The sequence below is a fragment of the Nonomuraea terrae genome, from assembly GCF_004348995.1.
In the GTDB taxonomy this organism is placed as follows: Bacteria; Actinomycetota; Actinomycetes; order Streptosporangiales; family Streptosporangiaceae; genus Nonomuraea; species Nonomuraea terrae.
Genome location: NZ_SMKQ01000049.1, coordinates 19,073 through 41,599, shown reverse-complemented (window position 1 = coordinate 41,599; position 22,527 = coordinate 19,073). Strand labels below are relative to the sequence as shown.

Below are 22,527 nucleotides of genomic sequence, written 5' to 3'. Positions count from 1 at the left end.
GCGGCGACGCGCACAACGATAACGATTGGCTGTGAAACCAGGCCGCCGATGTGCCCGCGTTCGTTTACCCATGGAACGCTACGGTGCGGCGTCGACACAACAAGGGGGAGAATCGGGTGTCATCGAGGATCGGGGGATCGATGTGGCGGCGGCTCGGCCGGCTGACCGCCACAGTGGCGGGGATCACCGTCACGGCGCTGACCGTGGCGAGCTGCGGCCCCGCCGAGCAGGCCGCGCGGCAGGCTCCACCGCCGCAGGAGACCTCCACGGCGCGGGGGGAGCAGGGAAGCCCGATGGCCGCGCCACCCAAGGTGGAGGCCGGGTGGCCGCGCTGGGGGTTCACCCACACGGGCGTCAGCGCCAACAACGTCACCCCTGAGTTCGAGCAGGCCGTGGCGGGCTCGCTGGCCCGTACGCCGATGCTGCAGAACCAGCACATCATGGGCTTCGGCGCGCTCAACCCCGAGCCGTACCCGGGGCGGTTCTACTGGGAGGACCTCGACAGCCGGCTCAACCTCATGAAGCAGTCGGGCGCCACGCCGGTCATCACGCTGTGCTGCGCACCCGACTGGATGAAGGGCGGCCCCCAGGGCCCCACGGAGGACTCCGCCTGGGACGAGCACCTGGAGGACGCGCCCTACCCGAAGCACTTCGACGACTTCGCCCGGCTGGCGGCGGAGGTCGCCAAGCGCTACGGCGACGTCAAGTACTTCATGGTGTGGAACGAGTTCAAGGGCTTCTGGCCCGACCACGCCAAGCCGGCCGACTACAAGGGCTACACCGAGATGTACAACAAGGTGTACGACGCGGTGAAGCAGGTCCGGCCGGACGCCCAGGTCGGCGGCCCGTACCTCGGGTTCGACAGCAACCGCGACGGGAACACGGAGCTGCGCGGCGACTGGGGGGTCGTCAACCAGAACGTCCTCGACGCCTTCGACTACTGGTACGAGCACAAGAAGGGCGCCGACTTCATCGTCGTCGACGGCGCCTCGCCCACCGACGCCCACGAGCTGGAGCCGGACGAGTTCGGCGCGCTGAGCAAGTTCGCCGACGTCACCGAGTGGTTGCGCAAGAAGACCGGCGACCTGCCGATCTGGTGGTCGGAGTGGTACTTCCAGCCCGAGGACGGCACCGAGTGGGCCGAACCCAAGCGCCTGGCCGTGCAGGCCGCCTCGATGATGGAGTTCGCCCGCAGCGGCGCCGCCACCGCGCTCTACTGGAACCCGCAGTCCAAGGACGGCCCCTGCCAGGGCTGCCTGTGGGACCCGCGGACGGGGGCCGAGATGCCGACCGGGCGGCTGGTCGCCGAGTTCACGAAGTGGTTCCCCGCCGGGGCGCGCCTCGACCCGGTGACGTCCTCCGACCCGAAGGTGCGGGTGCTGGCGCAGCCGGAGCAGCTGCTGCTGGTCAACACCACCGACGGCGCCGTCACGACCACCGTGGACGGCCAGGAGTTCGCCCTGCAGCCGTACGAGATCAGGTGGAGCGGCCGCTGATCCCGTCGATGCCCGCCAGCCGGTCGAAGGCCGCCTCGACGGCCGCCGGCAGCTCTTCCGGCCGGTCACCCGTGATCGTCCTGGCCGCGTGAAAGGCGGCGAGCGCCACCTCCGCGGCCAGGGCGGCGATCTCGCTACCGGCCCCCTTGCTCTCCAGCAGCCGTCGTAGCACCTCGGCGTGCCCGCGTTGCTTGATCAGGCTGCGCGCCCGCAGCTCCGGGTGGCTCTCCACGAGGCGTTCGTGCCGGTTGTAGGCCGCGGCGTCGGCGGTCACCCGCGTGATGTAGGACACCGCGACCGCCCGGCTGAACGCCAGCGCGGCCGGCAGCGAGTCGCCGATCGGGTCGTCCGCCCGCGGCCCGCCCGCCTCGGCCAGCACCTCGTCGAACGCGCCGCCGTCGGCGAAGACGACCTCCTGCTTGTCGCCGAAGTAGCGGAAGAACGTCGCCCGGCCGATCTGGGCCCGCTCGGCGATGTCGGTGACCGTCACCTTCTCGAACCCGCGCTCGTCGAACAGCGCGAGCGCCGCTTCGGTGATCGCCTCTCGGGCGAGCCGCTGCTTGCGTTCGCGGAGTGAGCCCTCGGGTGCCTCGCGCCGATCCATGCCCCCGAGTGTATTGAGTTTCCCGTCGCCACTGATTGATACTGGATCTCATTTGATATCCAGCATCTAAGGATGGCTCATGGAAACCCTGCTGAACGGCGTCGCCGAGACGGAGCGGCGCACGCGGGCGTTGATCGGCGCGTTCGAGCGCAAGGACCTCGCCGTAGTCTCGGCGCTGCTCGCCGACGACAGCACGCTGACGCTGCCGCTGTCGTTCTCCGGCAGGACGGAGGACGCCGCCCGCTTCACCGGCCGGGAGGAGGTGCTCGGCTATGCCCGCAACGCGTTCACGATCACGGGCAGGATCCGGTTCGCGAACGTCCGGATCAGCGTGGCGGACGGCGGGCGCACGTCGTTCGTCCGCGCCGACGGCGACTTCACCACCGCCGACGGCCGGCCGTACCGCAACGTGTACGTCTACAGCTTCGAGTGGCGCGGCGGCCGCACGGTCGACGGGGCCGAGTACGGCAACCCGGTCACGTTCAGCGCGACCTTCGCGCCGTCCGAGTCCGGGTGAACACCTGGCGATGAGCGGGACGACCGGCGCCCGCGACTGCCAAGCTGGATCGGCGCCTCACGCCGGAACTCCGCTCAGGAGCTGATCGTTGAGGCGGTCGTCACACCATCGATCTTCGACAGGGAGAACAGAGCCGTGGTCTTCAAACGGATGCTGGGCGCGTTCGGTGTCGGCGCGCCCTCGGTGGACACCGTGCTGTCCACGCCGCGGACCCAGCCGGGCGGCACGCTGGAAGGAGAGGTGCGCCTCAAGGGCGGCGACTTCGACGCCGAGATCGAGCACGTCACGCTCGGCCTCGTAGCCCGGGTGGAGGTCGAGCACGGCGACGGCGAGCACGCCGGAGTCAGCGAGTTCTCCCGTGCCCAGGTCTCCGGCCCCTTCACGCTGCGCAAGGGCGAGGAGCGCGTCCTCACCTTCCGCATCCCCGTGCCGTGGGAGGCTCCGATCAGCGAGATCGGCGGGCAGCCGCTGCGCGGCATGGCGGTGGGCGTCCGCACCGAGCTGGCCATCGCCAAGGCCGTCGACAAGGGCGACCTCGACATGGTCGCGGTGCAGCCGCTGCCGTCGCAGCTGCGCATCCTGGAGGCGCTCCTCGCGCTCGGGTTCGGCTTCAGGTCGGCCGACCTCGAGGCGGGCCGGCTCTACGGCGTCGACCAGTCGCTGCCGTTCTACCAGGAGATCGAGTTCCACCCGACCGGCCGGTACGCCGGCCAGGTGGGCGAGGTCGAGGTCACCTTCGTGGCCGACCCGAACGGGCTCACGGTGGTCCTGGAGGCCGACAAGCGCACCGGCCGCTACTCCTCCAGCGACGCCATCGGCCGCTTCCAGGTCAGCCACGACGACGCCCTGCGCACCGACTGGTCCGCCGAGCTCGGCCGCTGGCTCGACAACCTGTCCCAGTACTCCCACCCGGGCGCCCACTACAGCGGGCACGGGGGGCACCACGGCGGCCACCACGGGGGGCACCACGGCGCCGGCATGGGGGCGATGGCCGCCGGTGTCGCCGCGGGCGTGGTCGGAGGGCTCGTGGCGGGCGAGATCGTCGAGGAGATCTTCGAGGGAGACGAGGAGGACGGCGGCGAGTGGTGAGCCACCGCTGATTCCGCCCGGCCGCGACGCTGCGGCGCGCGGCCGGGCGCCGCTCCCGGGCGGCGGCGTGACGCCGCCCCCGCGTGACCTCTGCCGAAGGCCGGATGCGCACGGGTTGACACCACCCCGCGAACCCCCACAAACTCTGCCGGAACAACAGGCGCGTAAGGCGCGTACGGTAAACGTTTACAGGAGTGGCAGATGCCCTTACCTCGATGGATCGCCGTCGGCGCGCCGGCCGTGCTGGTGTCACTGTCCCTGCTGAGCGGGCCGCTCACCGGGCCCGCCGAGACGGAGGTGCGGGCGGAGGGCACGATCACCACCGGCTCCGCGCCGTCGCCCGCGCTGGGGGAGGAGATCGCCTACAACGTCTACGTGCCGGCCGGCTACGAGCGGGGCGCCGACCGCCACCCCGTGCTCTACCTGCTGCACGGCCGCGGCGACACCATGCAGGCCTGGACGCGGGTCAAGACGGTGCTCGACGACATGATCGCCGCCAAGCGCATCCCGCCCGTCATCGCCGTCATGCCGGACGCTCCCTGGAGCGAGCGCGGCAGCTGGTACGTCGACTCCCGCTACACCGGCGACGGCTCGCCGGGACGCCCGGTCGAGACGGCGCTGACCCGCGACCTGGTGGCGCACGTGGACGCGACGTACCGGACGGCGCCCATCAGGCAGGCCAGGCTGGTCGGCGGGTACTCGATGGGCGGCGCGGGGGCGCTGCGGTTCGCGCTCGCGCACCAGGACCTCTTCGGCGCCGCCGCGGTGCTCAGCCCCGCCGTCTACACGCCGCTGCCACCGTCCGACTCCTCGGCCCGCGACCACGGTGCGTTCGGCGACGGCGAGGACACGTTCGCGGACGGGGTCTACCGCGATCTCAACTATCCGGCGCTGCTGCCCGAGCTCGACCCCGACCTGCCGGTGCGGCTGTTCGTGGCGGTCGGCGACGACGAGTACGCCAACCGCGACCCGGCCGACGCCCGCCACGACCTCGACTTCGAGTCCGCCGCCCTGTACAACGCCGCCCGCCGCTCGCCCGCGATCTCCGCGCAACTGCGCGTCCTCGACGGCGGCCACGACTGGACGGTGTGGACGCCCGCCTTCGAGCAGGCCATGGCCGACCTCGGCCCCGGGTTGAGCGTCACCCCGCCGGCCGGGCTGCCCGCTCCGTTGCACGGCACGGAGGGCACCGACTGGGCGGGCGGCGTCGCGGCCCACGCCGACGGCTCCCTCACCATCGGGTACGCGGCCGGCGGCCCCGTGAACGGCCAGGAGCACCAGGGCCGACTCGACGCCGTGGTCACCCGTGCCGGCGGCTGGACCAGGCAGTTCGGCACGGAGGCCGACGAACGGCTGTACGGCGTCGCGGCGCTGCCCGACGGCGGCGTGCTGGCGGCCGGCTACACCAAGGGCGACCTCGACGGGAAACACGCGGGCAACGCGGCCGACGACGCGTTCGTGGCCCGGCTCGACGCGGCGGGCGACATCCGGTGGATCACCCAGTTCGGCGCCCCGGACGCCGCCGACCGCCTGTACGGCCTGACGGCCGCCCCTGACGGTGGCGCGTACGTGACGGGCTACACCAGAGGCGCGCTGGACGGCCCGAACCAGGGCGACAAGGACGCGATCCTCGCCCGGCTCACGCCGGCCGGCGAGCTGTCCTGGGTCCGCCAGTACGGCGGCCCCGGCGAGGACAAGGCGTACGGCGTGGCCGTCTCCGGCTCCGCCCTCCACGTGACCGGCAGCGCCACCGCGGCCATGCCCGGCACGACCCCGCTGGGCGGCCTGGACGCCTGGATCGCCGCGTACACCGCCGACGGTGCCAGGACGTGGGCCGCCACGGCGGGCGGCGCCGGCGACGACCGGTTCACCGCGGTCGCCGTCACCACCACCGGCCTCGCCGTCGCGACCGGCGCCTCGGACGGCGACGCGCTCACCGTCGCCTACACCGGCCGGGGCAAGCAGCGCTGGACGCACACGCTCGCCACCCCGTCCGCCGACGAGGGCGCCGCCGTGGCCGCGCTGCCGGGCGGCGAGGTCGAGGTCGTGGGCTACACGCGGGGCCTTGCCGGGGTCCAGGCGGGCGGCGCCGACGTGCTCACCCTGCGCCTGGACGCCCGGGGCGGGCAACTCGCCGCCGCCCAGTTCGGCACCGCCAGGGACGACGCCGTCGACCCGTTCGCCGAGGCCAACCTGTACGCCATGGCCACGCCGTCCGGCCAGGTGGCCGTCACGGGCCTGACCTACGGCGCCGTCGGGGACGCTCCCGGCAACGGCGATGTCTTCCTGGCCACCGTGGACCCCGCCACCGGCCTGCCCGGCTGACCTTCTAGAACGTCACCAGCGGGTCGCCGATGAAGTCCGCGATGAAGTTGACGAAGAAGAACCCGAAGAACAGGAAATTGAGGACGAGGATGACGTAGTGCCAGGGCCTGGGCCGGGCGGGACGCGGCAGCTTGCTGTTCAGGTACATGAGCATGAACGGATAGATCAGCGCCCCGAGGTTGGACATGTTCGCCGACCACTCGACCAGGCCCACCGGCAGCGACTGGAAGATGATGATCGAGATGATCACCAGCAGCACGATCATGAACGGGTAGTAGAAGCGCCGTGGGTCGCCCGCGATCAGCCGGCGCAGGCGCGGGCTCGTGGCGTTGGCCGCGTCGGTCGTCACCCGCACCATCGCCTCGAAGATGCCGAGCTGCGTCGAGAACAGCACCAGCACTCCCAGCACCAGCCCGATGTAGAACACCACGGGGCCGTACTCCGCGCCGAGCGCGCTCGCCACGAACGTCGGCACGTTCGCCCTGGTCGGTTGCTCGCCGACCATCTGGACGGCGTGCGACATGAGGATCGTGGGCAGCAGCATGCCGAGGATGGCGCCGACGAAGAACACGCCCCACATGTCGACCATCAGCAGCCGGTACCAGCGTCGCCACAGGCCGCGGTTACGCTCGTCGTCCGGGAAGGTGACGCCGCTGGCCAGGACCGTGGTCCGGTCGCCGCGCAGGCCGGAGATGTAGCCGACGCGGTGGCCCATGCCGTAGCCCTTGTCGCGGTAGTGGCCCATGACGTACCAGTTCAGGCCGGACGCGAGCGCGGTGAAGCCGGCCAGCCCGCCGAGCTGCGTCGCCGTGATCCCTTCCGGCGGCGCCGCAGGGGTGACGAATCCGCGGATGCCCTCCCACCACTGGCTGAACGGCACCACCAGCAGGCAGGTGACCAGCAACGCGAGCAGGATCGTGCTGACCATCACCCAGTTGGCGAGCTCCAGCGCGCGGCTGATGCGCCGGGCACTCGCGGTGATGACGAACACCAGCACCAGCAGGCCGACCGCCCACCAGCGCGGCTCGGCGGCGTCGGCGGCCGGCGGCACGCCGTGGACCAGCGCGTACACGCCCTGTCCCGCTGAGGCGGCCCAGCCCCCGGCGATGAACGCGAAGATCACGATGAGGACGGACAGCGGCACCCAGAGCGGCCACCCGGGCGGCACCCGCCCCCAGCCCACCACTGGCGTCTCACCGGTCGCGATGACGTACCTGGAGCACTCGACGTTGTAGAACGTCTGCAGCAGCGCCGAAACCAGGATGACCCAGCCGACGCCGACGAACCCGTACTGGCCCACGCTGAGCGGGCCGAGCAGCCATTCTCCGCTGCCGATCGAGATACCGAGGGCGATCAGACTGGGGCCCACCGCGTGTTTGAAAAGCTCCTTGGGGCCGATCTTGGAGACCTTGAAGACCTCCTCAGGCGTGGGCAGGTCGGTGACTTCGAGATCCGGACGGCTGACTCCGAGTGGGTGCGACATGTCACTGCCTCCTGACCATCAGCGTGATCCCGGAGGGGGGCCGCTACAAGGCCCAATTGCGCGCCGGGATCAGGCGTACCGGAGGTCGGCTCGGACGATGCGGTCGTCGCCGATCGTGAGGTCGACCGAGACGACCGGCAGCGTCCCGCTGATCACCTGGTCGCCTGCAGGGCGGAGGGACGGGGGTCGGCGTCCATGGCGACGATGATGCGGGGGCGGCGGCGTACACAGTCCAAGACCTGGGGTCATAACCGACGGCTATGGCTCTGATCGGGGCGCGCCAGGCGTGGCGTGCCGGAACTTCGCACATCCACTACTTAGAGTGATGAAGCGTTGTCAGAACGTCCTTACTGGGGGAGATCATGAAAGTCACCCGCATAGCGGCGAGCTGTGTGTTCGCCGGCGCAGCCTCGCTGGTCGTCATGGCCGCTCCGGCCCACGCCGACCGCGCCTGCGAGCTGAACCTGTCCGACGTCACCCACACTCTGCGCATCGACCGCCACGGCGTCTCCGCGGGCAAGCGCGACGCCAAGGCCTGCAAGCTCGAGGACATGTTCCCGAGCCACGCCCGGCACCACGACGACATGCACCACGACGACATGCACCACGACGACATGCGCCACGACGACATGCGCCACGAGGACATGCACCACGAGGACGAGCACGGCGAGTGGGAGGCGCCCGGCGCCTACCGCATGGCCTGGGACTGGCTGGCCCAGTAACGGCTCTCCATAGACTCGGCCGCCCGTAGCACGCCGGCCGCACCGGTCCCGGGGCCTCCACGCGAGGCCCCGGGACCCTTTTCATGCCTGGGGGCCTGCCTGCCGGTCGGCGCGCCTACCGGTCGACGATCTCGTTCTTGCCGATGACCACGACGCCACCGCGCGTCAGCGCGAAGCGGGTGCGGTCGTATTCGAGGTCGAAGCCGATCCGGGCCCCGTCGGGGATCACGACGTTCTTGTCGATGATCGCCTTGCGGATGACCGCGCCCCGGCCCACCTTGACGTTCTCCATCAGCACGGAGTCCTCCACCAGCGAGTGGGAGTGGAGGACGACCCTGGGCGACAGGATCGACCTGATCGCCGTGCCGCCGGAGACGATCACGCCGGGGGAGACCAGCGAGTCGATCGCCCGCCCCACCCGGTCGCCGTCGTTGTGCACGAACTTGGCGGGCGGCAGCGGGTCGTGGCCGGTGAAGATCGGCCACTTGTCGTTGTAGAGGTTGAACACGGGGTGCGCCGAGATGAGGTCCATGTGGGCCTCGTAGTAGGCGTCCAGCGTTCCGACATCACGCCAGTAGCCGCGGTCGCGGTCGCTGGAGCCGGGCACGATGTTGTGGGCGAAGTCGTAGACGTCGGCGCCGCCCGACTTGACCAGCATCGGGATGATGTTGCCGCCCAGGTCGTGCTTGCTGGTCGGGTCGAGCGCGTCCTCACGCAGGGCGTCGATCATCGACTGCGTCTTGAACACGTAGTTGCCCATCGAGGCGAACACCTCGTCGGGAGAGTCGGCGAGCCCGACCGCGTCCTTCGGCTTCTCCCTGAACGCCACGATCCGGCGGCCCTGCGGGTCGGTCTCGATCACGCCGAACTGGTCGGCCAGCGACAGCGGCTGCCGGATCGCCGCCACCGTCACGTCGGCGCCCGACTCCTCGTGCTGCTCGACCATCTGCCGCGGATCCATCCGGTAGATGTGGTCGGCCCCGAACACGATCACGTGCTCGGGCATCTCGTCGTAGATCAGGTTCAGGTTCTGGAACAGGGCGTCCGCGGAACCGGAGAACCAGCGCGGCCCGAGCCGCTGCTGCGCGGGCACGGGGGTGACGTAGTTGCCGAGCATCGCCGACAGCCGCCAGGTCCGCGAGACGTGCCGGTCGAGGCTGTGGTTCTTGTACTGCGTCAGCACGACGATCTTCAGGAACCCGCCGTTCGCGAGATTGGACAGCACGAAGTCGACGAGCCGATACATCCCCCCGAACGGCACCGCCGGTTTGGCCCGATCCGCCGTGAGCGGCATGAGCCTCTTACCCTCTCCACCTGCCAGCACGACCGCAAGCACCCTCCGGGACCTCATGCCCTGGACGCTACCCCCAAATGGCCGTTCTATCGACGAAACCCTGCACCGTCACCTCCCTGCGTGTCCGGTTTTGTGCGTACAAGGGGTTGGCGGGCGACACCCGGGTCGATGGTGGTCCACCGCACGGCCCCGCCATAAGGTCGTGTCATGCGCGTTGATCTGCTCAGCAGGGAGTATCCGCCCGAGGTGTACGGCGGGGCCGGCGTCCACATGGAGTACCTCGCCAGGGAGCTGCGGAAGCTGGCCGACGTACGGGTGCGCTGCTTCGGGGCCGAGCGCGCAGAGCCGGGCGTCTCGGCCTACCGGGTGCAGGACGGCCTGGCGGGCGCCAACGCCGCGCTGCAGGTGCTCGGCGTCGACCTGGAGATGGCCGCCGCCTGCGAGGGTGCCGACGTCGTCCACTCCCACACCTGGTACGCGAACTTCGCCGGCCACGTCGCCAAGCTCCTTCACGGCGTCCCGCACGTGATCACCACGCACAGCCTGGAGCCGCTGCGCCCGTGGAAGGCCGAGCAGCTCGGCGGCGGTTACGCGATCTCGTCGTGGGCCGAGCGCACCGCCCTGCTCGCCGCCGACGCGGTGATCGCGGTGTCGGAGGGCATGCGGCGCGACGTCCTGGCCGCCTACCCGGAGATCGCGCCCGAGCGGGTCAGCGTGATCCACAACGGCATCGACACCGCCGAGTACGCCCCCGACCCGGCCACCCACGTGCTGGAGAAGCACGGCGTCGACCCCCGCAGGCCGTACGTCGTCTTCGTCGGCCGCATCACCCGGCAGAAGGGCCTGGTCCACCTGCTGCACGCGGCCCGCTCCATCGACCCGGGCGCCCAACTCGTGCTCTGCGCGGGCGCGCCCGACACCCCCGAGATCGCCGCGGAGGTGACCGAGCTGGTGCGCGGTCTCGGCCGCGACGGGGTGTTCTGGATCCGGGAGATGCTGCCCAAGCCCGAGGTCATCCAGCTCCTGACGCACGCCGCGGTGTTCGTCTGCCCGTCGGTCTACGAGCCGATGGGGATCGTCAACCTGGAGGCGATGGCCTGCGAGACGGCCGTGGTGGCCACGGCGACCGGCGGCATCCCCGAGGTGGTGGCCGACGGCGAGACCGGCCTGCTGGTGCCCATCGACCAGGGGCCCGACGGCACGCCGCACGATCCCGGTCGCTTCGCCGCGGACCTGGCCGAGCGCGTCAACGCCCTGCTGGGCGACCCGGCCAGGGCGCGGGCGATGGGCGAGGCGGGACGGGCGCGGGCCGTCGAGCACTTCTCCTGGGAGCGCGTCGCCCGCCGCACGGCCGACCTGTACGCGAGCCTGCGCCTTTAGCCGGTCCGCCCTCGCCGGGTGTCTTCCGGTGGGGCGGACGGCGTCATTCGGCGCGTTCGAGGACGACCACAGGGATCGGCCGCTGCGTCTTCTTCTGGTACTCGTCGTAGGCGGGCCAGGTGGCGGTCATGACCCGCCACATCTCGGGCTTCTCCGCCTCGCCCGCCGTGCGGGCCCGGGCTTTGAACCGGTCGCCCTTGACCTGCACCTCGACGTCGGGATTAACCACCAGGTTCTTGTACCACCCCGGGTGGTCGGGGTCGCCCCCCTTGGAGGCCACGACGAGGTAGTCGTCACCGAAGCGCTGGTAGATCAGCGGCGTCGTGTACGACTTACCGGATTTACGGCCTTTTGTGGTCAGAAGGAGGGTTACGGTGTTGTTCCACTCGTGTCCCTCTGCGCCATCGGTTTCCTGATATCGCTGGACATGTTCCTTGCCGTAGAGCATGTCACCCATCATGCCCCTACGACGGGGTCATGAACGACGGCCTCGCCTGCCCGGTGGGGAGCCCAGGCCGTCGAGGACGCACTCCAGGCCCGTCGTGAAGACACGGCACCGGCTCCACCTCGCCGGCGGCCGAGCCGTACCACTGAGGCGGCCGGTGAGAGGGCAGGTCAGCCGGCCGTCCACTTCGAGTCGGGCATGAGCGTGATGAGCACGAGGTAGCCGAAGAAGCCGACGGCCAGGCCCACGGCGTAACCGCCGAACACCACCGGCTCGCCCAGCAGCGTCGTCACCAGGCCGCCGCCCACCGCCGCGAGCACCGCCGCCAGGTCGCTCAGGCCCGGAGAGGACTGCCGCCGCCGCAGTGCTCCGTACGTGATCCAGCCGACCACCAGCCCGAAACAGATCGCGCCGAGCACCGCCATGCGGGAACCTCCAAAGCCGTTCGACAGATCGCCGTACGACCATGGCACGGGCACGCCCCGCTGGCTAGGGGGCGGCTAGAGGTAGGACCTGGCCGCGCTCACCAGCTCGGCGGCGGCGCCGGCCGTGTCGACGTAGAGGGCGGAGTCGGGCGTGCGCTCGCGGACGTCCTGGTCGCGGATCGCGAACACGGCCGGAGGGACGCCGACGTCGCCGTAGCGCGCGGTCACGGCCCGCCCGATCGCCCGGCGCGCGTCGGCGACCACCTCGCGCGCGGTGTGGCCGGGGCCGGAGGCGGCGAGATGGCCGAGCATGCCGGCGAAGCGCAGCTCGACGCGCGCCGCCGGACGCTGCTTCGGCAGCACAGGACGGTCGAGCCAGAACACCCGGCCCGCCAGGAACGCGGCATAGCCGGCGCCCTTGTCACCGAGCTCGTCACCGAGCACGCGCGTCGTCCCGGCGAGCAGCTCCCCGAACTCGGCCAGCTCCGCCTCGGGCGGCAGGTCCGTGGTGACGAACAAGGGCACGATGAGCGAGTCGAGCATGTGAGTATCCCTCCGTGAGGAGGCTCATCGTAGGGTGCCCGACCGACAATCGCCGCCTCGGCCGCTGACCTGCTCCGTTGCGTCCTGATTCGCCCGCGCGGCAGGGGCTCCGGGTAGCATCCCGTGAATGCCGTCCGCCCTCCTGATCACCGGAACCGTCGGCGTGGGGAAGACGTCCGCGGCCGACGCCGCCGGAGACCTGCTCGCCGGCGCGGGCGTGCCGAACGCCGTCATCGACCTCGACTGGCTGCGCCGTGCCTGGCCGGCGCCTCCAGACGACCCCTTCCACGGCGCCCTGACCCTGCGCAACCTGCGTGCGGTGGCGGTCAACTTCCTGGCGGCGGGCGCGGAACGGCTCGTGCTGGCCGGCGTGATCGAGAGCCGCGACGAGCGCCTGCGCCACGAGGAGGCCCTCGCGGTGCCGCTCACGGTCTGCCGCGTCCGCGTGGCGCTCCCGGAAGTACGCCGGCGGCTGGCGGCGCGGCACGCCGACGATCCCGGCGGGCTTGACTGGCACCTCGCGAGGGCGGGGGAATTGTCGGCCATCCTGGACGTGGCGCAGGTCGCTGACTACACCGTGGACGGCACGGGCGCCAGGGCGCGGGTGGCCGCACGCGTGCTCGACGGATGGCGCCCTTAGCGGTCGCTCCACTCGTCCTCGAGGGCCGAGTGGACGATCGAGTCGCGCCAGCCGTCCGGAGTGCGCAGGTGGTGGCGGATGCGGCCCTCCTCGACCATGCCGGCGGTCAGCATCGCGAGCTGGGCCGGCAGGTTGGCGGGGGAGCGGGCAGCCCAGACGCGGTGCAGCCCGAGCTGTTTGAACCCGAACGACAGCAGCAGGCGGACGAGGTCGGTGCCGATGCCGCGGCCCCACTGGTGAGGATGGAGCCCGAACCCGATCTCCGCGCTGTGCGGGTTGTCGGCCTCGACGCGCAGGCGGGCCACCCCGATGACGTCGCGGCGCCCGCGGTCGACGACGGCCAGCACGTACAGCAGGTGCGGCTCGGCCGCGGCCGCCTCGGTGGCCTCCTCCACCAGCTGGGCGACCTCGTCCAGGCTGCGCGGCGGGAAGGGCAGATGCTGGGTGGCGGTGGGATCGCCGTAGACGGCGTGGAGCGCGGGCACGTCGGCCTCCGTGACGTCACGAAGGCCGAGCCGCTCGCCGTTGTGCACCACGGGACGCATGCGCCGACGGTAACGCGAGTCCCGTGATCTCAACAAGCCTGGGTCAAGTGGCGAGTTGACTTCCGTAAGCGCGGGCGACGAGTTCGGCGACGGCGCTGTGCGAGCCGAGCGGTTCCGCGTGCCCGGCGTTGATCGACGCGGCGGCCCGCTCGACGAGATCGCGCGGCGCCTCGTAGCCGATCAGGCAAGGGGAGACGGCCAGCCGGTCGGCGCCGGCGGCGCGCAGCCGCTCGGCCGCGACGGCCACGCCGGGCTCGCTGTCGAGCGAGGCGGCCACCACGGGCAGCGTGAGTCTGGAGGCCAGCAGCACGGCGGTCGCCTGAACGGCGTGCACCGCGCGCTCTCCGCCCACGGTCGCGAGGATGACGGCGTCGACGGGGCTGGAGACGTTCAGCAGGCGTACGCGGTCGGCGCGGGCCAGGCCGCGCTCGGCCAGCCTGATGTGCAGGGCCTCGGCCAGCAGGGGGTGGGGCCCGAGCGCCTCGGTCACGACGACGCCCTCGCCGCGGGCGGCGACGGTCTTGCCGATCTCCGCCAGGACGACGGGGTCGTCCCAGGTGAGCAGCGGCACGACGATGGCCTCGCGGCCGGAGGGCAGGGAGTCCGCCAGGCCGGCCACGCTCGTCAGGCGCACCTCGATCTGCGGGTTGTCGACGCGCACGACGGACGCGATCTCCTCGGCGACCCCGGCGGTGTCGCCCGGGGTGGCGAGCACGAGCACGGGCGCGTCTGGCGGCAAGGACGTGGGCACGGGGCGGCGGTGACGGCCACCGCCCGGCCGGCGGGAACGTTCTCGTACAGGCAGGCTCACAGGCGGGCAGTTTATGCCTATTAGGCGACGGTTGTTCTGTGAATCGGTGGCGATTGCGTTACAACGGTACGGGTGTGACTGAGATCACCGCGCAATGCGGATAAGCGCGGACTTATCGCTACAAGGCGGGCGGCGGTGGCAGCCGCCGCCCGCGCCTTTCGCGGCGTCTCAGGCGTTCACGCGAAGGGGCCCACCTGGCCGGGCAGCGACGTCTTGGGGTCGTCGGCCGAGGCGGTGGCGAGGTCGAGGTCGCGGGTCTCCGGGGCGATGGCCAGGCCCACGGCGGTGACGGCCAGCGAGGCGACCACGTAGATCGACACCGCCACCGTGGACCGGAACGCCTCGAAGAGCTGGAGCGCGATGATCGGCGCCAGCGCGCCGCCCACGATGCCGGCGACCTGGTAGCCCATGGAGGCCCCGCTGTAGCGCAGCCGCGTGCTGAACAGCTCGGCGATGAACGCCGCCTGCGGCCCGTACATCGCGGCGTGGGTGATCAGCGCCACGACCGCGGCCAGCGCGATGAGCGGGAACGATCTGGTGTCCAGCAGCGGGAAGAACGCGAACACCCACACCGCCGCCGCGATCACGCCGGCGAGGTAGACCGGGCGCCGGCCGTACCGGTCGGACATCGCGCCGGCGATCGGGATCAGCACGAGCTGCAGCGCCGACCCGATGAGCACGGCGTTCAGCGCGTACGACCGCGGCAGCTCCAGCTGCTGGGTGATGTACACGATGATGTACGAGGTGAACGTGTAGAACGCCACGTCCACCCCGATCCGCGCGGTGAAGGCCGACAGCAGGGCGCGCGGGTGCGTGCGCAGCACCTCGACCAGCGGCATCTTGGCCTTGGCGCCCTTCTGCTCGACCTCGGCGAACAACGGCGACTCCGAGACCTTCAGGCGTACCCACAGGCCCACGAGGACCAGGACGCCCGACAGCAGGAACGGCACCCGCCAGCCCCACGACAGGAACGCCGCGTCCGACAGCGTGAACGACAGGATCGTCAGCAGGCCCGTGGCCAGCACATACCCCGCGGGCACGCCGACCTGCGGCCAGCTCGCGTTGAAGCCGCGGCGGCGGCTGTCGCCGTGCTCCAGCGACATGATCACCGCGCCGCCCCACTCGCCGCCCAGCCCCAGGCCCTGCACGAACCTGAACAGCGCCAGCAGGATCGGCGCCACGACGCCGATGCTCGCGTAGCCGGGCAGGACGCCGATGAGGAACGTCGAGACGCCCATGACCAGCAGCGTCACCACCAGCACGGTCTTGCGGCCCACCCGGTCGCCGAAGTGGCCGAACACGATGCCGCCGAGCGGCCGGGCGACGAACGCCACGGCGTTGGTGGTGAGCGAGGCGAGCGTGCCGGTGAACGGGTCGAGCGAGGGGAAGAAGAGCTGGGGGAAGACCAGGGTCGCGGCGGTGGTGTAGAGGAAGAAGTCGTACCACTCCAGCGACGTGCCGATCAGGCTGGCGAGGATCACCCGCCGGGTCTGTTGCGTGGAGCCTGCCATCCGATTGCTCCTTGGATCGAAGGGGGGATGGTTATCAACGTAAGGATCGTTGAACAATTCGACAAGAGGTTTGCTCCATGATTGTCTGCCAATTGTGGATAACGTGGTTGCTGATCTCTCTCAGGACCGCCCCCGCCTGGGACGCAGCAGCACGGCGGAACGGGTGGCCGACATCCTGCGCGACCGCATCAGCGAGGGCTTCTTCCCGCCCGGCCAGCGCCTGTCGGAGGAGTCCATCTCCGAGGCGCTCGGCGTCTCCCGCAACACGCTGCGCGAGGCGTTCCGGCTGCTCGGCCACGAGCGGCTGCTCGATCACCGGCTCAACCGGGGCGTCTTCGTCCGGCTCCCCTCCGTCGAGGACGTCCGCGACCTCTACCAGGTGCGTCGCGTGCTCGAAGGGGCGGCCGTGCGGCGCGCCCCGTCCGAGGAGGCGCTGACCCTGATCAAGGAGGCCGTGCGCGACGCCGAACGCGCCGCCGCCGAGGACGACTGGCAGGGCGTCGGCACCGCCAACATCCGCTACCACCAGGCGCTCGTCTCGCTCAACGACAGCCGCAGGCTCGACGAGGTCATGCGCCAGCTCCTGGCCGAGCTGCGGCTCGTCTTCCACGTCATGGAGAATCCGCGGGCCTTCCACGAGCCGTTCGTCGACCGCAACCGCACCCTGCTCGCCCTGATCGAGGCGGAGGAGCCGGGGAAGGCCGTCGCCTATCTCGACGACTACCTCGACCATGCCGAACGCCTGCTCGTCCAGGCCTACGACCCCAGCCGCTAACGTGAGCGCATGGACCGGATCTTCACCGTGGACGAGGCTCGTGCGCTGCTGCCCGCCGTCATCGAGGACGCCCGCGAGCTGATCGCCGCCCGCGCCGACCTGGCCGAGCTCGAGTTCGCACGGCGTTCCGGCGTGCGGTCCGAGCTGGGCGGGCTGGCCGAGATCAAGGGGCTGCAGGCCCGCATCGAGGAGATCCTCGGCGGGTGGAGCGAGCAGGGCATCGAAGTGAAGGGCATCGCGCCGGTGCTCGTCGACTTCCCGTCCGTGCTCGATGGGGTGTCCGTACGGCTGTGCTGGATCGAGGGGGAGCGGGAGCTCGGCTGGTACCACCGCAGCGAGCTCGGGTTCGCCGGCCGCCGCCCGCTCTGACGCTCTGACGCTCCTTGACGCGGGAGCCGCGCTGTGGTGTATTCAACTTATCTGTTGATAAACCGAGAGGTTGAATACGATGCTCCTCGAGAACAAGGTCGCGGTCGTGTACGGCGCCGGCGGCGCGATCGGCGGCGCGGCGGCCCGCGCGTTCGCCCGCGAGGGCGCCCGGGTCTTCCTCGCCGGCCGCACCCAGAAGACGCTCGACGAGGTCGCCCACGACATCCGCGCGGCCGGCGGCACGGCCGAGGCCGCAGTGGTGGACGCGCTCGACGAGACAGCGGTCAACGCGTTCACCGGCGCGGTGGCGTCGCGGGCGGGGGGCATCGACGTCTCCTTCAACGTGATCGGCGTCCAGGACGTGCAGAAGCCGCTCACCGAGATCTCGCTCGCCGAGTTCCTGCGGCCGATCGAGCTCGCCACGCGCACGCAGTTCCTCACCACCAAGGCGGCCGTACGGCACATGATCCCGCGCCGTTCGGGCGTGATCCTGCTGTTCGGCGGGGGCGGGCCGCAGACGGTGCCCGGCCTCGGCGGGTTCAAGGTCGCGCTGGACGCCATGGAGAGCATGCGCCGCCAGTGGGCGTGCGAGGCCGGCCCGTACGGCGTGCGCGTCGTCACCCTGGTGACCGGCGGTGTGCCCGAGAGCATCCCCGCCACCGAGCCGGTCAAGGAGGCGATCGCGGCCTCGATCGCCGAGTCGGCCCTCCTCAAGCGCGCCGCCACACTCCAGGACGTGGGCGACGTCGCCGCGTTCGCCGCCTCCGACCTGGCCAGGAGCATGACCTCGGCGACGGTCAACATCTCCTGCGGTGCGATCGTGGATCACTGATGAAGTGATCGCGCGTACCCCGACAGGAAGATCTCCCGGATGTCCGACGACGAGCTCAGCCGCACCTTCGCCGCTCTGGCCGACCCGACGCGGCGGGCCATCCTCGCGCGGCTGGCCGAGGGCGAGGCGACGGTCAACGAGCTGGCCGAGCCGTTCGACATGAGCCTCCAGGCGGTCTCCAAACACCTCAAGGTGCTGGAACGCGCGGGGCTGATCACCCGGGGCCGCGACGCGCAGTGGCGTCCCTGCCGTCTGGAGACCGCCCCGCTGGAGACGGCCTCCGCGTGGATCGACCGCTACTGCGCGCACTGGAGTGACCGCTTCGACCGCCTGGAGCGGGAGATCCGGCGCGTTCAGCACGAGGAAGGACAGGAGCAGGCATGAGCAGGCACGAGCATGGCTGAGACCGAGTTCGTCATCGAACCGGGGCGGCAGGACATCATCATGATCCGCCTCTTCGAGGCGCCGCCCGACGTCGTGTTCCGGGTGGTCACCGACCCGCAGCTGATCCCGCGCTGGTGGGGCCCGACCTTCCTGGCCACCCGCGTCGACCTCATGGAGGTCCGGCCCGGCGGTCGCTGGCGCTTCGTCAACATCGACGCCGGCGGCCGGGAGTACGCCTTCGGCGGCGTCTACCACGCCGTCGTGCCGCCGGAGCGGTTCGTGCGCACGTGGGAGTACGAGGGCACGCCCGGGGACGTCGCCCTGGAAACGGTCACCCTGACCCCGGTGGACGGCGCCACCCGGTACGTCGCCCAGTCGGTGCACCAGTCGGTGGAGGCCCGCGACGCCATCGTCCGCGCGAACGGGGCAAGGGGCGGCCGAGACTCCATGAACCGCCTGGCCACCCTCCTCGCCGAACTCTGAGGCCGTTCGAGGGTGACGTCCGAATAATCAGACTGCCTTCTCATTTTCTGGACAGGTCAGGTAGGTTCTACGAGTCGACCGATCGGGAGGAACCGGCCATGGTGGAAGCACGGGCGCTGACAACGCCGTATCAGGTCAGGTTCCGCGCGGGGCGGAACACGGGGTCGGCGGACACCGTCAAGAACGGGGTGGGTGGCTCGTCGGGTCCGCGACCTCACGAACTGCTGGAGGCAGCACTGGCCACGTGCATGACCATCTCGGCCCGGATGGCGCTGGTGGACATGGGACTGACCGACACCGGGGTGAGCGTCGTGGTGACGTTGGACCGCCAGGAGGCGGTCACGCGCTTCCGTTACGAGCTCGTACTGGAGCCGCCGGTGGAAGAGGCCCAGTACCAAGCGGTGGCCGAACGGGTGAGGCAGTCTCCGGTGCGCCGGACGTTGGGCAGGGCACTGGAGTTCGAGCCTGCCTGACAGCTCACCTGGCCGGATCCTGGAGCCGGAGGCGGTTGACGGCGGGTGTGGTCCCGGGCCCTCAGTGGGTGGTGGTGCGGGAGCGGTGGGCGGCGACGCGTTCACGGGTGGCGCAGCGGGCGCTGCAGTAGCGGCGCGGACTGCCGCCCCCGAAGTCCATGTACGGCCGGCGGCAGCCGGCCGACGCGCACAGCCCGCCGGGCACCCGCTGGTAGTCGGCCAGCAGCACCGCCAGTGCCATCGCCGACGAGGCGAGGAACCACTCCGCCCACGGCGCTTCGTCGCGGCTGTCGACGTGCAGATGCCAGGTGGTCGTGCCCCCGTGGCTGGTCAGCCGGGGCGCGCGAGCGGCTCTGGCGAGCAGCTCGTTCAGCAGCGCCGCCGCCTGGTCGGCGTCGGGTGCGGCCAGCACCTCGCGCAGGCGGGCCGCCGCCTCGCGCATCTGCGTCACGTCGTCCTCGCCCAGACCGAAGTCTCCGCTCTCGCCGTGCTCGCGCAGGATGCGCGTCACCGACTCGATCGACGGCTCCTCGTGCAGCAACGCTACGCACAGGTCGACGGCTCGTTCGGCCATCGCCTTGGTCGAGTGAACCTTCACGCAAGAAGCGTATGCCGGGACGCCGGGTCCCGCCGGTCACCCCTTCATTCCCCGCATCACTCCGGCAACCTCCGTGGCGACGGGGGCCCGGGCTGCCCAGGCTGTGCCACACGTCCTGCATCTGTCCAGCGGCCGATCCCTCATGGTCTGCGCTGTGGTGCTTCCTTCTCGTTCGGGCGGTCACCGTGCGGGGAGGACGTGCGTCGGGAGAGGAGTGCGGCGACGGCCGCAGCCTGCAGGGCCGCGCCGGCGGCAAGGGCGGCTCCCGTCGAGTACGCCGCCAGCGGCCCGGCCAGCGCCGCGCCGAGCGCGAACGAGGTGATCTTGAGGCTGGCACCCGTGGTGAACACCTGGCCGCGCAGCCGGGCGGGCGCCTCACGGTGGCGTACGGCGAACAACGCCGTCAGCTGGGGCCCCTCGCCGGCGCCCACGACGGCGGCGGCGACCACGGCGATCCAGAACGTGTCCGCCACCGCCGCCAGCGCCATCCCGACGCCGAGCACCGCAGTCCCGCCCGCCTGCACCACGTCCCAGCACCGCACCCGCCGCTGGTGAGCGGCCAGTACGGCGTTGACCGCAAGCCCGCACGCCGAGGCCACGGCCAGCAGCAGCGTGCCGTAACCGCTTTCCCCGGCGAGCCTGATCCCCAGCACCGGCGCTGCGACGACCAGCATGGGCAGCCCGGCACACGACACCATGGACCCGACCGTCGCCCGTCGAAGCGCACCGTTCCTGACGATGACCGTGAACCCCTCCCGCACTTCCCGCACAAGCCCCCGCACCGCGCCTTCACCGTCGCGGAGCTCCTCGTGACCGGCTCCTCGGTCATCCGGCGCGACGTCCCGCACGGGGTTACGGGTCATGCCTTCGGCGCTCTGCGCGCGGAAAGGGAGGGTCCAGGCGACGGGTGATGCGGCGAGCAGGAAAACGGCGCACATCGGGAGGACCGCCGCGTTGCCGCCCACCGCGGCGACCACCCCCACCAGGGCGGGTCCGGCCAGGCCGGCCGCGTTGTAGCTCATGGAGTCCAGGGCCGTGGCCCGGCCGAGCCGCTCCGGTCCGGCGACCAGGGGGAGTTGCGCCGTCCAGCCGCCCGTGAGCGCCGGGCCCAGCAGGCCGGTGGCGACCGCCAGGGCGATGAGGGCCGCGTCCGGCACCCGGCCGAACCCGACCAGCAACAGCAGGAGACCCGCCGCGTACCCGGCCAGGCAGTACGCCAGCAGCCGGCCCGGACGGCGCGATCGGTCGATCAGGACACCGAGAAGCGGCCCTCCGACGGCGGCCGACACGGTCAGCCCGGACAGCAGCCACGACGCGAGCAGGGGCGACCCCGTGATGGCCAGCCCCGTGACGAGCAGCGCCGGTCCCGACATCTCGTCCCCGGTGCGGGCGGCCACTGCGCCTGTCATGTAACGGCGTAACACGAGAAAGACGTTACACGAGTGGGAGGCGGCAGACCATGGCGCCCGTGAGTGGAAGACGACGCCTCCGCCGGCCCGCGGCGGGTTGACTCTCCCACCATGGGAGACCGGAGACCGGAGACTGAGCCGGTGCACGACGATGAACCGCTGCTGAGCATCGGGGAGCGGGATCGCCGGCGCGCTCGTCCGGAGCGTCACCCCTGCCCGGCTGGACGACCCCGCCCCGTGCGCCGGCTGGAACGTCCGCGCCCTGCTCGACCACCTGACCTACGAGACCCTCATGTGGGCTGGCCTGGCCAGGGGCGCTCCACGCACCGACCACGACGCCGACCACCTCGGCTCCGACCACGTGGGCGCGTTCCAGGCGGCCGCCGCGGCGACGCTCGCCGAGTTCCGGCGGCCCGGGATGCTGGAGGAGCGGTACGGGCCCGCCCCGGGGTGGCGGCTCGTCGAGCAGGTCGTCGTCGAGACGCTCGTGCACGGCTGGGACCTGGCCGGGGCGATCGGCGCGTCCACCGACCTGGCCCCTCAGCTGGCCGAGGCCATGGAGCCCGCGCTGCGCACTCTCTACGATGACCTGCCGCGTACGCCGGGCGGCTCGTTCGCCCCGGAGCAGGAGCCGCCGCCCGGCGCGACCCACGCCGACCGGCTGGCCGCACCTGGGGCGTTCCGTCTCCTGAGGAGACGCACTCGAATGAATGTTTGAAGACAGGCGTACACTCTGCATCATGACAGCCGCGTTCCAAGCATCTTTGCTCGATCCTGACGAGGAGTCACGGCTCGGGCCGCTCGGCGGCACCGTCCGGCGCACCCACCTCGGCCGGGGCGCCTGGATCGACCTGCGGCCGGGCTGGCTGACGGGCGCCGACATCCTGTTCGAACGGCTGGCCGAGACCGTGCCGTGGCGGGCCGAGCGGCGGCGGATGTACGACAGGGTCGTCGACGTGCCCCGGCTGCTGAAGTTCTACGACGAGGGCGAGACCCTGCCCGATCCGGTGCTCGACGACGCCAGGCGGGCGCTCGACACCCACTACGGCCAGGAGCTGGGCGAGCCGTTCCGTACGGCCGGGCTCTGTTTCTACCGCGACGGCCGCGACAGCGTGGCCTGGCACGGCGACACCATCGGGCGGGGCAGCGCCGAGGACACCATGGTCGCGATCATCTCGGTCGGCAGCCCCCGCCCGCTGCTGCTCCGGCCGCGCGGCGGCGGCCCCTCGATCCGGCGCGACCTCGGCCACGGCGACCTCATCGTGATGGGCGGCAGCTGCCAGCGCACGTGGGAGCACGCCGTCCCGAAGACGACCCGCCCGTCCGGCCCCCGGATCAGCATCCAGTTCCGCCCACGCGGCGTGCGCTGACGCG

The 22,527-nt window shown here is 71.4% G+C and carries 26 protein-coding genes; 15 read left to right on the top strand and 11 right to left on the bottom strand.

What is annotated here, in order from left to right; all coding sequences use genetic code 11:
* The first annotated feature begins 116 nt into the window (after positions 1 to 116).
* On the top strand, positions 117 to 1,496 hold the full coding sequence (locus tag E1286_RS18375; RefSeq protein WP_223190084.1) for a GH39 family glycosyl hydrolase: 1,380 nt from the start codon (positions 117 to 119) through the stop codon (positions 1,494 to 1,496).
* Here E1286_RS18375 and E1286_RS18370 read toward each other — a convergent pair.
* The gene (locus E1286_RS18370; RefSeq protein ID WP_132614079.1) at positions 1,477 to 2,100 is read right to left on the bottom strand and encodes a TetR family transcriptional regulator; all 624 of its coding nucleotides are present in this window, start codon (positions 2,098 to 2,100) and stop codon (positions 1,477 to 1,479) included. The genes E1286_RS18375 and E1286_RS18370 overlap by 20 nt on opposite strands.
* A 79-nt stretch (positions 2,101 to 2,179) precedes the next feature.
* Between E1286_RS18370 and E1286_RS18365 the strand changes: the two genes are divergently transcribed.
* From E1286_RS18365 to E1286_RS18355, 3 genes are all read left to right on the top strand, one after another.
* Positions 2,180 to 2,617, top strand: a complete 438-nt coding sequence (locus tag E1286_RS18365; protein ID WP_132614077.1) for a nuclear transport factor 2 family protein — start codon at positions 2,180 to 2,182, stop codon at positions 2,615 to 2,617.
* 135 nt (positions 2,618 to 2,752) lie between these two features.
* Positions 2,753 to 3,706, top strand: coding sequence for a sporulation protein (locus tag E1286_RS18360; protein WP_132614075.1), 954 nt, complete (start codon positions 2,753 to 2,755; stop codon positions 3,704 to 3,706).
* A gap of 201 nt (positions 3,707 to 3,907) precedes the next feature.
* Positions 3,908 to 6,031, top strand: a complete 2,124-nt coding sequence (locus E1286_RS18355) for an alpha/beta hydrolase-fold protein (protein ID WP_132614073.1) — start codon at positions 3,908 to 3,910, stop codon at positions 6,029 to 6,031.
* A gap of 4 nt (positions 6,032 to 6,035) precedes the next feature.
* Here E1286_RS18355 and E1286_RS18350 read toward each other — a convergent pair whose 3' ends face one another.
* Positions 6,036 to 7,514 carry an Nramp family divalent metal transporter gene (locus E1286_RS18350; RefSeq protein WP_132614071.1) on the bottom strand — a complete coding sequence of 493 codons (1,479 nt, stop codon included), beginning with the start codon at positions 7,512 to 7,514 and terminating at the stop codon, positions 6,036 to 6,038.
* 362 nt (positions 7,515 to 7,876) lie between these two features.
* Between E1286_RS18350 and E1286_RS18345 the strand changes: the two genes are divergently transcribed.
* Positions 7,877 to 8,236, top strand: coding sequence for a hypothetical protein (locus E1286_RS18345; protein ID WP_132614069.1), 360 nt, complete (start codon positions 7,877 to 7,879; stop codon positions 8,234 to 8,236).
* Positions 8,237 to 8,351: 115 nt separating this feature from the next.
* Here the strand turns inward: E1286_RS18345 and glgC are convergent, their stop codons facing one another.
* Positions 8,352 to 9,587, bottom strand: a complete 1,236-nt coding sequence (glgC, locus tag E1286_RS18340; protein WP_132614067.1) for a glucose-1-phosphate adenylyltransferase — start codon at positions 9,585 to 9,587, stop codon at positions 8,352 to 8,354.
* Positions 9,588 to 9,737: 150 nt separating this feature from the next.
* On the opposite strand from glgC, the gene glgA reads away from it, so the two are divergent.
* Complete coding sequence (glgA, locus tag E1286_RS18335; RefSeq protein WP_132614065.1) at positions 9,738 to 10,910, top strand: glycogen synthase; 1,173 nt, start codon at positions 9,738 to 9,740, stop codon at positions 10,908 to 10,910.
* A gap of 43 nt (positions 10,911 to 10,953) precedes the next feature.
* Here glgA and E1286_RS18330 read toward each other — a convergent pair whose 3' ends face one another.
* From E1286_RS18330 to E1286_RS18320, 3 genes are all read right to left on the bottom strand, one after another.
* A complete protein-coding gene (locus E1286_RS18330; protein ID WP_132614063.1) occupies positions 10,954 to 11,358 on the bottom strand; it encodes a nitroreductase family deazaflavin-dependent oxidoreductase in 405 nt (134 codons plus the stop codon).
* Positions 11,359 to 11,525: 167 nt separating this feature from the next.
* The gene (locus E1286_RS18325; RefSeq protein ID WP_132614061.1) at positions 11,526 to 11,780 is read right to left on the bottom strand and encodes a hypothetical protein; all 255 of its coding nucleotides are present in this window, start codon (positions 11,778 to 11,780) and stop codon (positions 11,526 to 11,528) included.
* Between the two features lie 75 nt (positions 11,781 to 11,855).
* On the bottom strand, positions 11,856 to 12,323 hold the full coding sequence (locus tag E1286_RS18320) for a hypothetical protein (protein ID WP_132614059.1): 468 nt from the start codon (positions 12,321 to 12,323) through the stop codon (positions 11,856 to 11,858).
* 127 nt (positions 12,324 to 12,450) lie between these two features.
* On the opposite strand from E1286_RS18320, the gene E1286_RS18315 reads away from it, so the two are divergent.
* Complete coding sequence (locus E1286_RS18315; RefSeq protein ID WP_132614057.1) at positions 12,451 to 12,963, top strand: hypothetical protein; 513 nt, start codon at positions 12,451 to 12,453, stop codon at positions 12,961 to 12,963.
* Here E1286_RS18315 and E1286_RS18310 read toward each other — a convergent pair.
* The 3 genes from E1286_RS18310 to E1286_RS18300 form a co-directional block, all read right to left on the bottom strand.
* On the bottom strand, positions 12,960 to 13,508 hold the full coding sequence (locus E1286_RS18310) for a GNAT family N-acetyltransferase (RefSeq protein WP_132614055.1): 549 nt from the start codon (positions 13,506 to 13,508) through the stop codon (positions 12,960 to 12,962). The two genes, E1286_RS18315 and E1286_RS18310, sit on opposite strands and share 4 nt — an antisense overlap.
* A gap of 43 nt (positions 13,509 to 13,551) precedes the next feature.
* The gene (locus E1286_RS18305; RefSeq protein WP_246074954.1) at positions 13,552 to 14,259 is read right to left on the bottom strand and encodes a sirohydrochlorin chelatase; all 708 of its coding nucleotides are present in this window, start codon (positions 14,257 to 14,259) and stop codon (positions 13,552 to 13,554) included.
* Between the two features lie 236 nt (positions 14,260 to 14,495).
* Positions 14,496 to 15,830, bottom strand: a complete 1,335-nt coding sequence (locus tag E1286_RS18300) for an MFS transporter (RefSeq protein WP_165969791.1) — start codon at positions 15,828 to 15,830, stop codon at positions 14,496 to 14,498.
* A 103-nt stretch (positions 15,831 to 15,933) separates the two neighbouring features.
* Here E1286_RS18300 and E1286_RS18295 point away from each other — a divergent pair, with 103 nt between their 5' ends.
* The 6 genes from E1286_RS18295 to E1286_RS18270 all read left to right on the top strand — a co-directional run bounded on the left by E1286_RS18295 (position 15,934) and on the right by E1286_RS18270 (position 19,146).
* On the top strand, positions 15,934 to 16,605 hold the full coding sequence (locus E1286_RS18295; protein ID WP_246074953.1) for a GntR family transcriptional regulator: 672 nt from the start codon (positions 15,934 to 15,936) through the stop codon (positions 16,603 to 16,605).
* Between the two features lie 9 nt (positions 16,606 to 16,614).
* On the top strand, positions 16,615 to 16,974 hold the full coding sequence (locus E1286_RS18290; protein WP_132614053.1) for a DUF2203 domain-containing protein: 360 nt from the start codon (positions 16,615 to 16,617) through the stop codon (positions 16,972 to 16,974).
* 79 nt (positions 16,975 to 17,053) lie between these two features.
* Complete coding sequence (locus tag E1286_RS18285; RefSeq protein WP_132614051.1) at positions 17,054 to 17,806, top strand: SDR family NAD(P)-dependent oxidoreductase; 753 nt, start codon at positions 17,054 to 17,056, stop codon at positions 17,804 to 17,806.
* A 39-nt stretch (positions 17,807 to 17,845) separates the two neighbouring features.
* Positions 17,846 to 18,190, top strand: coding sequence for an ArsR/SmtB family transcription factor (locus tag E1286_RS18280; RefSeq protein ID WP_132614049.1), 345 nt, complete (start codon positions 17,846 to 17,848; stop codon positions 18,188 to 18,190).
* A 12-nt stretch (positions 18,191 to 18,202) separates the two neighbouring features.
* A complete protein-coding gene (locus E1286_RS18275; RefSeq protein ID WP_132614047.1) occupies positions 18,203 to 18,673 on the top strand; it encodes an SRPBCC domain-containing protein in 471 nt (156 codons plus the stop codon).
* A 98-nt stretch (positions 18,674 to 18,771) separates the two neighbouring features.
* The gene (locus E1286_RS18270) at positions 18,772 to 19,146 is read left to right on the top strand and encodes an OsmC family protein (RefSeq protein ID WP_132614045.1); all 375 of its coding nucleotides are present in this window, start codon (positions 18,772 to 18,774) and stop codon (positions 19,144 to 19,146) included.
* A 61-nt stretch (positions 19,147 to 19,207) separates the two neighbouring features.
* Here the strand turns inward: E1286_RS18270 and E1286_RS18265 are convergent, their stop codons facing one another.
* Together E1286_RS18265 and E1286_RS18260 are read right to left on the bottom strand one after the other, a co-directional pair.
* A complete protein-coding gene (locus tag E1286_RS18265; protein ID WP_246074952.1) occupies positions 19,208 to 19,744 on the bottom strand; it encodes a CGNR zinc finger domain-containing protein in 537 nt (178 codons plus the stop codon).
* 140 nt (positions 19,745 to 19,884) lie between these two features.
* Entirely contained in the window at positions 19,885 to 21,153 is a 1,269-nt protein-coding gene (locus tag E1286_RS18260; RefSeq protein ID WP_132614043.1) for an MFS transporter, read from the bottom strand.
* 181 nt (positions 21,154 to 21,334) lie between these two features.
* Between E1286_RS18260 and E1286_RS18255 the strand changes: the two genes are divergently transcribed.
* Together E1286_RS18255 and E1286_RS18250 are read left to right on the top strand one after the other, a co-directional pair.
* Complete coding sequence (locus E1286_RS18255) at positions 21,335 to 21,871, top strand: TIGR03086 family metal-binding protein (RefSeq protein ID WP_132614041.1); 537 nt, start codon at positions 21,335 to 21,337, stop codon at positions 21,869 to 21,871.
* A 22-nt stretch (positions 21,872 to 21,893) separates the two neighbouring features.
* Positions 21,894 to 22,523 carry an alpha-ketoglutarate-dependent dioxygenase AlkB gene (locus E1286_RS18250; protein ID WP_132614039.1) on the top strand — a complete coding sequence of 210 codons (630 nt, stop codon included), beginning with the start codon at positions 21,894 to 21,896 and terminating at the stop codon, positions 22,521 to 22,523.
* The last annotated feature ends 4 nt before the right edge of the window (positions 22,524 to 22,527 follow it).